Source organism: Chimaeribacter californicus, assembly GCF_002858675.1.
GTDB classification, from domain to species: domain Bacteria; phylum Pseudomonadota; class Gammaproteobacteria; order Enterobacterales; family Enterobacteriaceae; genus Chimaeribacter; species Chimaeribacter californicus.
Genome location: NZ_PJZF01000012.1, coordinates 39,310 through 50,171, shown reverse-complemented (window position 1 = coordinate 50,171; position 10,862 = coordinate 39,310). Strand labels below are relative to the sequence as shown.

Annotated in this window: 10 protein-coding genes; 7 read left to right on the top strand and 3 right to left on the bottom strand. The window is 46.9% G+C overall.

Features of this window, described 5'->3' with window-relative positions; genetic code table 11:
- Positions 1 to 42 precede the first annotated feature (42 nt).
- Positions 43 to 693: a hypothetical protein gene (locus CYR55_RS14115; protein WP_101816832.1), complete on the bottom strand. Its 651-nt coding sequence runs from the start codon at positions 691 to 693 to the stop codon at positions 43 to 45.
- A gap of 441 nt (positions 694 to 1,134) precedes the next feature.
- On the opposite strand from CYR55_RS14115, the gene CYR55_RS23340 reads away from it, so the two are divergent.
- The 6 genes from CYR55_RS23340 to CYR55_RS14090 all read left to right on the top strand — a co-directional run bounded on the left by CYR55_RS23340 (position 1,135) and on the right by CYR55_RS14090 (position 7,122).
- The gene (locus tag CYR55_RS23340; protein ID WP_165699598.1) at positions 1,135 to 2,079 is read left to right on the top strand and encodes a Tle-like phospholipase domain-containing protein; all 945 of its coding nucleotides are present in this window, start codon (positions 1,135 to 1,137) and stop codon (positions 2,077 to 2,079) included.
- 382 nt (positions 2,080 to 2,461) lie between these two features.
- The gene (locus tag CYR55_RS14110) at positions 2,462 to 2,863 is read left to right on the top strand and encodes a TIGR03757 family integrating conjugative element protein (protein WP_101816830.1); all 402 of its coding nucleotides are present in this window, start codon (positions 2,462 to 2,464) and stop codon (positions 2,861 to 2,863) included.
- Positions 2,860 to 3,810 (top strand): TIGR03756 family integrating conjugative element protein, encoded by a 951-nt coding sequence (locus tag CYR55_RS14105; protein ID WP_101816828.1) that lies wholly within the window; start codon positions 2,860 to 2,862, stop codon positions 3,808 to 3,810. The genes CYR55_RS14110 and CYR55_RS14105 overlap by 4 nt, the downstream gene beginning before the upstream one ends.
- Positions 3,811 to 3,827: 17 nt before the next feature.
- Positions 3,828 to 5,240 carry an integrating conjugative element protein gene (locus CYR55_RS14100; protein WP_101816999.1) on the top strand — a complete coding sequence of 471 codons (1,413 nt, stop codon included), beginning with the start codon at positions 3,828 to 3,830 and terminating at the stop codon, positions 5,238 to 5,240.
- Positions 5,240 to 5,599: a hypothetical protein gene (locus CYR55_RS14095; RefSeq protein WP_146000984.1), complete on the top strand. Its 360-nt coding sequence runs from the start codon at positions 5,240 to 5,242 to the stop codon at positions 5,597 to 5,599. The genes CYR55_RS14100 and CYR55_RS14095 overlap by 1 nt, the downstream gene beginning before the upstream one ends.
- Positions 5,596 to 7,122 carry a conjugal transfer protein TraG N-terminal domain-containing protein gene (locus CYR55_RS14090; protein ID WP_101816825.1) on the top strand — a complete coding sequence of 509 codons (1,527 nt, stop codon included), beginning with the start codon at positions 5,596 to 5,598 and terminating at the stop codon, positions 7,120 to 7,122. The genes CYR55_RS14095 and CYR55_RS14090 overlap by 4 nt, the downstream gene beginning before the upstream one ends.
- A gap of 31 nt (positions 7,123 to 7,153) precedes the next feature.
- On the opposite strand, the gene CYR55_RS14085 is transcribed toward CYR55_RS14090, so the two are convergent.
- The gene (locus CYR55_RS14085; protein ID WP_146000983.1) at positions 7,154 to 7,429 is read right to left on the bottom strand and encodes a hypothetical protein; all 276 of its coding nucleotides are present in this window, start codon (positions 7,427 to 7,429) and stop codon (positions 7,154 to 7,156) included.
- Between the two features lie 304 nt (positions 7,430 to 7,733).
- On the opposite strand from CYR55_RS14085, the gene CYR55_RS14080 reads away from it, so the two are divergent.
- Positions 7,734 to 8,417, top strand: coding sequence for a DUF2726 domain-containing protein (locus CYR55_RS14080; RefSeq protein WP_101816821.1), 684 nt, complete (start codon positions 7,734 to 7,736; stop codon positions 8,415 to 8,417).
- A gap of 953 nt (positions 8,418 to 9,370) precedes the next feature.
- Here CYR55_RS14080 and CYR55_RS14075 read toward each other — a convergent pair.
- The gene (locus CYR55_RS14075) at positions 9,371 to 10,777 is read right to left on the bottom strand and encodes a YadA-like family protein (protein ID WP_165699597.1); all 1,407 of its coding nucleotides are present in this window, start codon (positions 10,775 to 10,777) and stop codon (positions 9,371 to 9,373) included.
- Between the last annotated feature and the right edge of the window lie 85 nt (positions 10,778 to 10,862).

Here is a 10,862-nt window from a genome sequence, read left to right as displayed (position 1 = left end):
ATATAAAAATAGCCAGTTAAGATACTGGCTATTCTCTCTTCTTCAGGCGATTGATGAATTATACTTGTCTAGTGTTGTTTTAAGATCTTCTATTTTTTTACGAGAAGTGCTACTTCGCCAGATCGCCACGCCAAACAGTACTCCTAAAATAGAAATACCCAAAAAAACTGGGTAAGTGTTATAAGGTATTTTTGGTGACACGATTGCCAAAAATGAGAGGCTAGAAAAGCAAAGAATAACGCATGTGGCAATCACACGAACAAAGAAACACTCAAAAACCCATACATCCCATGTCTCTCGGAAGGAAAGCTTGCCTTGATCGTTTTTATGAATGCGGCCGGAGTATGCCTGAAAGTATTTTATGGGTAAGTTAGGGTGTTCATTGTTTAATATTTTTATTAAATCCTCCTGCACTTTGGCATTAATTATGCCAGTCAGTTTTTTATTGGAAAGGATAGTTAATTCTTTTTGTAGTAATTCTTTATGAGCAGCAGAGGTTTCAAAGGATTGGATTGCCTGCGTCAGTTTGCTTATCCTTCTGTTTTGTAAATAATCTATAAATTCAATTGCCCCTCTTGGCGACTCAGCCAGCCTTTTGCATATCCATAACAAAAAAGTTAAGGCCAGTATAGAAATACTGATGTTCTCAAATGTTAACTCACCACTTAAGAGTCTTTCGATAAGCTTTTCCATTTTTATTTATCCCTGTCAGGGTTAATCATCAAAAGTTTTAGCCTAAAATTCATACTGATTGAAGCATACTAAGATTTTCAGGTTCCTATTTCCAGATTTTTTCGACTTTCTGGTACTGCGCCCTATGATTTTCTTCGTCAATGGGGTGTACCATGCTACTAAGATGCCTATACCTTCCTGCTGGCGCTTGCTATGCTGACATTGGCGACAACGGTAGTACAAGCTAACTGCTTTCATCTATATCTGCTTGCCGCTGTTATACCTAGAGGCATCAGAGTAAATTTTCTTTCTAACTACTCAATTGCACAACTCATGCCTGGCCGCCCTTAAAATTAATTACTAACCATAATTTGTGTTTTGTGAGCGACTTCTTATTTTTTTCTATGCTATAGCACAAGGTAAACTATAATTAAAAATATAGAAATCAACGGCAGCATGAACATGAGTAGATTGATAATTGCAACTTTACTCCTATGCGTCCCATTTTTCTCTATCTCTGGAGACTCTACACGTGGAGAAAGTGGTCATTTCTGGTGTGGTGAGCGTTTTCTTGGTAACCGCGGTATAGATCGTTTCGGTATAAGAGAAGAACAGGCTGCTATTAAGGGGTATATTTATGTCCTCGCAGCCGCTTTAGCTTTACAAAAGAATAATAATGAAAGCAATGCTCATCTTTTTTACAAGCCGGAGAGAATGCAGGTTATCGACACTCCAGAAAGCTCCCCTTCAGGTTTTAAAGCGATTACCTATTTAATCAAACCTCTTGAGACCGATGGGCATGATGAAATTGTAATTGCTTTTACAGGATCTGATCAATGGTTGGATTGGAAAAAAACAAACTTTGGAAAAAGCAGAGATCAATATAATGAAGCTAGAAACTATGTAGTAAAGATTTCGAAATTCCCTAAAGTTATAGGAAAGAAAATAATTGTTTCTGGTATTTCTCTTGGTGGCGCTCTTGCAGTCCATGTAACTAAGGATTCACTCACTAAAAATTATATTAAACAAGCTTGGGCGATTAATCCATCCCCAAAAATTTATGCTGGCAATGATATAGATAAACGTATATGGTTGATCTATTCTAAAGGTGAAATACTTGAACATATTAGAAATATGAAATTTTTCCTTTTATTTAAGGGGATGGGGGTTATTGGTGCGCCAGAGAACCAAAAAAGCATGGATTATGTGCTTGTTAAATCAAATAGCATTTATGCTCATTATCGTTGGGTAATCACTAGAGAAGTGCTTTTTGTTGCTGATTATGCGCTTACAAATAGAGGGAGGGATATTGTTAACACGGAACCTTATGAGATTTTAAAGAAAAGTAGCTTTCGTTCATGTAAAAACCCGATAGTGATGTCTGAGACAATAGATGTACAAAGTTAAATAGGAGAAAATAATCTGATTCAGAGATTGATTTATGACTGGTTTGCCATTAATTGCTTAGTGTTAAGCATCAGCCAGGAAACGCTTTTTGTTGCCACGCTTTACTAAAAAGATGTGCCATATTTTGCGCAATGCTTTTATTTTAAATGAGCCTTATTTCTAAAATTTATTTGTATTGGCAACAATTATTTAAAATAAAGATCCATTCCTAACAAGTAAATAATATTCCACGTGTGGATGCATTGCACGTGAGTTTTTATATCCTTGGATGTTTAAGATTTTTGTGAGATTAGAGAAATTTAAAAAGGCAAAATAGAGTTGTTTGCTGCTTCCTTATCTCCTCCCATGCACCCTGTGACTTTCCCCGTCACAGGAGTGCATCATGACCCCAAAAACACGTTTACTTCCTCTGCTTGCCTTTGCCATCCCAGTATCAGCTACCACGGTGGTTTACACCGATAGCCATCACCCGCCGCTTAACCTTTCCGCCGGTCATCAGGTGGTTTACCTGGATGCGCCCCAGACAGCGCAGCGCCAGATCTTTGGCGAACTTCCATCAGATCCTGTTCAGGCTGAGCGAGCTGCAAAAGCCGTTATCCAGTCATCGGACTGGCCGCAGAAGCAACAGCAGATCGCGCAGGCGTATCAGGGCGTGCTTCAGGCATACAGCTTGAAACTGGAGAAGTATCCGTCCGTGGTTTTTGACGACAAATACGTGGTGTACGGCACCACAGACGTTGCCCTGGCAGAGAGCCGGCTGGCTGAGTTCCGGGAGGCACAATGATCCGGAGACGATTACGGCCGCACCGTCTGGCGCTGGCAATGGTCTGGGGATGTGCGGCCCAGCCGTTCGCTGCCGGCGCAATTAACTCAGTACAGATTGTTGCCAGCGCGCTGTCTCCTGACTGTCTGGAGTACAAAGTGGTGGGTCTTTGCTATTGGCTGCTCTGCACACCTGTTGGCTGCACCGTCGAGACGTCAGTCAAAGTCCGGCATTACGTCCCTAATGTGGTGGTCTCCAGTTACAGCCAGATGGGCAGCAATCCCTGGGAAGAGGTGGCGGTGCTGGGTACCGGCATTTCCGGGGTAGCGGAGGGGGGCGGAGCCAACCAGCAAAAACGAGTCGAACGTAAAGATAATCTGCAATTTAAGAACGCGGACGCCATAGGTCACCCGGCGCTCGCCTCACCGTTGTTCAATCAATTTATGGCACGGATGGGGCAAACCTGTCCGGGTTCTGCCACCGCGATGATGCCGTACTTCCTCAGCAATCTGGATGCCCTGACGTGGCGCAGTGGGTTGCCGGAATCTTTTTATCCGGAAGCGTTGACGCCCGGTATGCGCGAAGTCGGCTCAACGCTGGGCGGTGCGATGTGGGGCAACGTCTACCCGCGCAGTGGCTTTGTGACCCAGACAGACGATTACAAAGCCGCAGCGGTCACCGCGCAGCGTGCCGCAGACGTGATCACCCGGGCCGGGCAACTCCACGTCTATCAACCGTTGACCGCTACACCACGGCCCGGCTACTGGCCGCCGGGGCCGGTAAAAGAAAACAGCCGTAACCATAAATGGCAGCGGCTCACACCTGAGCTGTCCCGCTCTTGTGCCGTGTTCCCGGACAACCATCAACCTATTGCCGCTGACAGCCGTTACGCCTGGGCGCTCTGGCAACCCTATAGCTGCTGTAAACGACGCGGGCAAACCTTCCTCTACAGCACAGGTATTGAGTAATAAGGAGTATGAAAACGATGATTAAACACAAGTTTTATTGGAGATTGCTTGCTGTCAGCCTGGTGATGAGCCAACCGGTACATGCCGGGTTTGAACTGGATAACGAAGTCATTGATGCCGATTACGGTAAAGGGGTGAAGGGCGCGATCAACGACAACCTCTATTACACCATTGGCGGCGGCACGGTTATTTCCCAGCCGCCCAGCGGCAACAATATGCAAAAAATGGGGTTAGGCATCAATTGGAACAGTGACCTGATGTGCGGGAACTTTGACCTGGATACCACCGTAAAAAACCAGCTTAACGGCGTGACCAGCGGGTTCAAGGACATGATGAGCAATGTGATCAGCAGTGCCACCGGCGCGGTGGCCAGCCTGCCCGCGATGATCATCCAGCGGGCCAATCCGGGGCTGTATGAGTTGCTGACCAACGGAATGCTTCAGGCCAACGTCTCATTTGATAAGGCGCAGCTTAATTGCCGGAGCATGTCGGAGAAGATGCGCGACTACGCGCTTTCCAACCAGTGGACGCAGGCGGCAATAGGCGAAGAGTTTAAAAATATTGTGGCAACCACGCCGGATGCCGTGGAGGCGGATAACCAGTTGAAAGCGGCAACAGGTAAAGAGGGTGTGCGGTGGATTGGCGGGCAGAAACGCGGTGGCAGCGGGCAACCGGCGATTCAGCCAACCCACGATCTGGCGAAGGCTGGTTTCAATATTCTCAACAAGCAGCCGGTGACCAGTGACGGCGGCGTGAGTGGTTCAGCGTGCAACGGCGCGTTATGCCGGAAATACAAAACCAGTGAAGAAGCTGCGGCGGCAGTGGTGAAAGTACTGGGTGACCGCTCGATACGCACCTGTTCTGAATCCAGTGAATGCGCCAGCGGTGGGCTGGAGAATGAACCCGGCGCATCAACGGCGGGTGTCGGTTTTTCTCCAATGCTGGAAGAGACCAGCAAAGAGAATCTGGAGATTTTGGTCAAGCTGGTCAATGGCGAACTGCCGCCAGACAGTGCCAACCTGGCAACGCTGAAAACCGGTGATTTAAGCGTTTCACGGGGTGTGATTCAGGCATTAAAAGATGACCCGGATAACGCCGCCCTGGTGCAGCGGCTGGCCGGTGAGCTGGCGATGTCGGAGACCATTTCAACGGCATTGGGGATGCGGCGCATGTTGATGGCCGGGCAATCAGAACCCAATGCGGCCGATCAACCCATGGCGCTGGCCGAGTCTGACCGGCGGTTGGAGTTTCTGGATCGCGAGATCCAGGCACTAAAAAACGAGATGGAGATCCGGAAGGCGATCAGTAACAACTCCATTCTGACGACCTTAACCCGCCAGAACGAACGCAACCTGAATAACCGTATGCAGCAACAAGCGGGTGGCGAAGATCGCGGATTCGATCAACTGGACGAGGCCACAGGAGAATGATGATGCAGCGGAAAATAATCGTTGGGTTGCGGTCGCTGGCTGTGGGCAGCAAGTGGGTCATCGGCAGTGTAGCGATATTACTCACCGGCTGCGGCATTGCCTGGCTCGGGATAAAAGTGACCGGCAGCCAGGCGGCCTTCACCGCGTGGCTGGACACAGCCAGGCCCTGGCTCCAGCTCTGGCGGCTGGTGCTGTATGCCTTGATGGCTGGGCTGTGGTTCAGCCGGGTTCGCGGGCGTTTCCTGTTACAGCTACCCATTCGGCAAGTGCGTCGTTTAGAACTGCTGACGCTCATGCTGTTCGTCCTTATTGAGCTGGGTGCTCATCACCATCAACTGTTTCAGGGAGCCGCCTCATGAGCGCTGATAATTATCTGGAATATTTTGTGGTGTTACTGGGCTGGCTGCTGAATAACGCCATCTGGGACATCATCCTGACGACCGGCCTGTTTGCGTTGCCGCTGGCTTTTAAGTTGTGCAATGTCTGGCTTACGGTACGTGAAGAGGGGGATGACGAAGGGAACAAAGGCGCGCTGGCCCTGCCGCGCATGGAGCATGTGGTCTACGTGGCTTTTGTGGTGATCATGTTTTGTGCGATACCCATGCAGCCCGTTGATATTCACACCATCCGCTTTGATAAGGAACGTTCGAAGCAGTGCAGCCTGAACATACCTTCTCCGGAGAACACCGGTTATGCCGCGCTGATCAATGACTTTAATGGCAAGACAGCTCAGGTGCCATACTGGTGGTATCTGGTGCACAGTCTCTCTAAAGGGGTGACACGGGCGGCTATTGCCTCGATCCCATGCGGGGAGAATCTGCGCCAGCTCCGTTTTGAAGTGCAGCACACGGAACTTAAAGATCCGGTCATCCGGGAGGAGGTACAGGAGTTTGCCAACCAGTGTTATTCCAAAGCCTACTTCAGGTTGAAATCGACCAATACCAAGCTTACTGACGCCACGATTGATTCAGTGGGCTGGATTGGCTCCAGCTATTTCCTCAACACGCCCGGCTATTACGACTACTACACGTCCACAACACCGCGCTCCCAGTGGCCGTACAATGAAAGCCGAGACAGCGGCTATGCAAATGTAGGCCGTGGTGGTTATCCAACCTGTAAAGAGTGGTGGAGCACCCCGACAAAAGGGCTGAAAGCCCGCGTGATGGCAAGCTACAGCGACTTAACCCTGAAAGGGATGCGGGCCACGCTGGGCGAGGGCTGGGAAGAGACGGCGTTGCGCTGGTTGGTCAGCCCGAAAAACAGTGCGATTTCCGGGAATGGCGAAAGCTATATGACGGGTAACGACGCATCCGGAGGAGCCTTTGCCGGGCTGACACACGGGCTGGCGAATATAGGCGTTGCTGTTACGCAGACCACCGCGTTACCGGGCTTTGATGCGATGAAAACCGCGCTCCCGATTATTCAGGCATTACTGTTAATGGCGCTGATCATCATCATCCCCATCGTGCTGCTGTTTAGTGCGTTTGATCCGAAGACTGTAGTCACCGTGTCATTTGCTCTATTCGCGCTGATCTTTGTGTCGTTCTGGTGGGAGTTGGCCGGCTGGCTGGATGACCGGCTGGTACGTATTCTCTATACCAGCATGGATGAAAAAGGCGCAGGCTCGAATGTTCCGTTCTCTACGTTCATCAGTTCGACAATGGACGGCTGGATCATGAATCTGATCCTAGGCGCGATGTATCTGGTACTTCCGGCTTTTTGGATGGGAACACTGAGTTGGGCGGGCGTAAAAGCAGGACAGGCATTTTCTGGCGCGATGGAAAAAGCGTCAGCGCCTTCTAAAAGTGCGGGGGAGAAGGGAGGTGAAATTGGAAAAGGTGCAGCAAAGGTAGCAGTAAAAGCAGCCACTAAAAAAGGATAATAAATCAAAAGGGCTGCAATGCAGGCAGCCCTTATTCATAAGGCTCAGAATCTACTCTGACATCAGAAATATAATGACCATATCCCTGCCAGCCGTCTCTATAGCCATCTTTCCTTTCTATGCTTTCGTCAGGTATAAATTCTGCAACAACACCCACCAACGCTAAAGCTGCCTTTACTACCTCTACCGTGCCGTGAGCCGCATTGCGGCCTATCTCTTGGTAATCAGCTTTGTTGAGCTTAGACGTCATTGCCTTTCTGGAAATAATCTCCTGAACATCCTCTTTATCAAAGCCTCTGTTATCCACTATGTCGTCCTCTATAAAGATATCTTTCTAAAATTACTATATCGTTCAGTGATTGGGTTGGCGAGGGAATTTAAGCTAATTAACTTGCACGGAAAGACCTTCATAATGTTAACTGTTTCACATGATTTAATGTTAAATCTATATATTTCAATGCTTTTTATTTCATGGCTTAAAATTTAAGTTTTCGCATTATATTTTATTTCTCAATTACAAATGCTTTTGTTTTTGTGATCTTTGACACTGTTTGTATTCATAATAAGTATAGTTTTAAAAATGTAGCGGGGATTTAAAAAAGGGTATTAATATGGATTCTGTTATTATAATTATCGTTATATTGTTATTGCTAGGGTTGTTAAGTAATTTATTAAGCTTATTTAATAAAGGTAAAGGTGATAACCGCTATAGTGAAAATTCGTCAGATCGAGTTAACAAAAAAGAAAATAATACCGCTGGATTTTATAAAGGATATTCATCGCTAGGGGATAAGAAACGAGAGTATCAGAAAAATGATATTTATAATAAAAACCCCGCGAGGGTTTTTAATCATGAGAAAAAGACAAATACTGTAGTTAAAAATTGGGATGAAAAGTTTTGGGAGTTGGCAAAAGGTGGTGGGGCTTTTAAAAGGCAGAAATTCCTTACTGAGAGAGAAGCTAAATTTTTTAATAAGTTGATTATAAACTATGGTAAAGAATTTTCTATACACTCGCAGGTTAGCCTGGGTGCATTAGTTGCACCTGGTGAACGGTATGCTTATGGGAGTGATGAAAATAAAATTATTTTTAGCATGGTAAATAAACTTCGGGTTGATTTTGTACTTTATTCAAGAAAAGAAAAAGAAGTTGCTGCTGTAATAGAGTTAGATGACAGTACCCATTCAGCACCTGCTCGTATAGAAAGAGACAATAAACTTGATGAAGTGTTAAAGCAGGCGGGAATAAGAGTGATCAGAGTAATTAATATTGAGCAAGAGTTGCCGATTATTTGAATCCCAGAAAAGGTTAAGAGAGTAAGTGGCAAATGAATATTTATATTAAATTTCGTTGATATTATGGCATGTTTTTTTTATTATCCGCACGTTACACCGTTGTCTCCGACAACAGCCAATGCTTCGCGCGCAAGGAGTGCGGCCTGCAATCTGAGAGAAGCGCCTTCGGGTGATTGCACAGCCAAAATCATAGGGAAAGAAGCGCGGCCTGGGACTGATGCCTTCGGGCGGCCGCAGCCAATGTTGCTATAACCTGAGAGGCAACGCTTTCGAGCGGTAATCCGGCTTAGCCTTTGAAAGCCGGAGTTGCAGATGCAATCAAGGCACACTTCACCTTCGGGCATCCTTTATGCCTGCGTCTTTAACTCTCTCGTTCCTTGGGCTTACGTCCAGCTATCCCGGCAACATTTGCGGCTCTCTGCTATGCCAATTGGAACATTTGGCATCTGCAAGAGCAGCATTTGGCGGCGGGATATGCGCAGCGTCACTTGTGTAAATGCGAAGCTATTACCAAGTGACGCTGCGCGAAGACACACCGTCTTACCAGACGGCACGCGGTCTGGCAGCAACCTGTACGCTCTGACACACGTAGTCTCAGCCGCAGGAAGGAAACCCTTAACCATAACGACCTGGAGAACTCGCCAGTCGTCCTCACTCAGGAGAAAAATCGACTCGGTATCGATGGCAACGCCAGTGAAAACTGACGTATGGAGGTAGTCTGACGACAGTCAGGACGGCATATGCCGCGAACAGCTCAGAGAGCTGGGGAACCTCGCAATAACTCAACCATTTGCCACCCCGATGCACAGATACCAGCCGAGCCGCAGGAAGCGCAAACTTAACCATGCCGTCGGGGCTAAGCGTTTTTGAAAAGATGAATAGCGGATAACCACGGAGTGATCTCCGTGGTTTTGGTATGGGAAGAAGAGGGGAATGACCAATAAAGAGGGGAATTACCAGCCTACCGCGATGCCGGCTCCTACACCCACGCCGTCAGAGGTGTCCCAGGAAAAATTCAGCCGGGTATTTACGTTCGGCGAGATCTTATATTGCATCCCGGCCGCTAAGGCCGTTTCGCTCCGGTATGTACCAGTGCCAATACCTGCACTGAAGGTCTGCGCATCCACGAACGGGATCGTCGTCATTGCCATTGCAGCCGCAACGCCTGCATTCGCACGCTTCTCGTTTCTCTCAACTTTATTATCCAGCTTGTTGAGGGATTGATTAAACTCGCCGAACTTATTATCGGTATAGGTATTCGCTTCTATCAGGGTCTGGGCTGATTTATTATCAGTATAAGTATTGGCGGTACTGATGGCTTCATGCTTTGAGTTGTCGATGTTCTGATTAATGACCTCGTTGTTTTCAGTAATCCTGTTATCTGTATAGTTATTGGCAGTTTGGTTTATTACCTGGTTGTTTTCGGTAATCTTACTGTCTGTGTAATGATTGGACGTATTAATTGCCTCGTTTTTTGAGTTATCGATATTCTGATTAATTACTGTGTTGTTTTCAGTGATCTTGCTATCCGTATAGTGGTTAGAGGTGTTAATCGCTTCATTTTTTGAGTTATCAATAGTCTGGTGGATTACCTCGTTGTTTTCGTTGATTTTGCTTTCTGTATAGTTATTAGAGGTGTTGATTGCTTCGTTTTTCGAGTTATCAATAGCCTGGTTGATCACGGTGTTGTTTTCAGTAATCTTACTGTCCGTGTAACTATTAGATGTGTTAATGGCGTCATTTTTAGCATTGTCGATGGACTGGTTGATGACCAGATTGTTTTGAGCGATCTGATTGTTGGTATAACTGGTCGAGGTATTAATAGCCTCATTTTTTGCTGTATTCACTTGTGCCACATTGGTGGCATCCGTATCACTGGTGCCGGCAGCAACATGGGTGATTTGCCGTTCATTACCCGCTGCACCTATCGATATTACATTCTCCCTATCCGCTACCGAACCTGAACCCAGTGCCACACTATTTTCAGCGGTTGACGTGGAATATGCGCCTATTGCCATACTGTTATCGGCGGTGGAGGTTGCCCTTATTCCCATTGCAATACTGCTCTCTCCTTCTGATTTAGCAATGCCACCGATGGCAATTGAGTGATCGCCAAAAGCTCCGCCTCCTCCTCCTTGGCCGCCGATAGAAACGGAGGATTGGCCGCTGGCATTTGAATTCGAGCCAATAGAAGTTCCTCCAGGAGCAGCATAAGCATCATTGCCAATAGCTGTGCCGGCAATTTCAGCTATAGCATTATCACCGAAGGCAGTAGGAGAGTTATGTGCAGCATACGCATTATGATGTGAAATCACCATCAAGGCAGAAGCCAATAAAGAGCGCTTAAAACGTATTTTCATCTTTAGAATCCAAAAAATTTTACAGAAGGGGGTTCTGCCATCAATAAACATTGCTGTGATGACATGAAGAGTTCACTCGTAAATT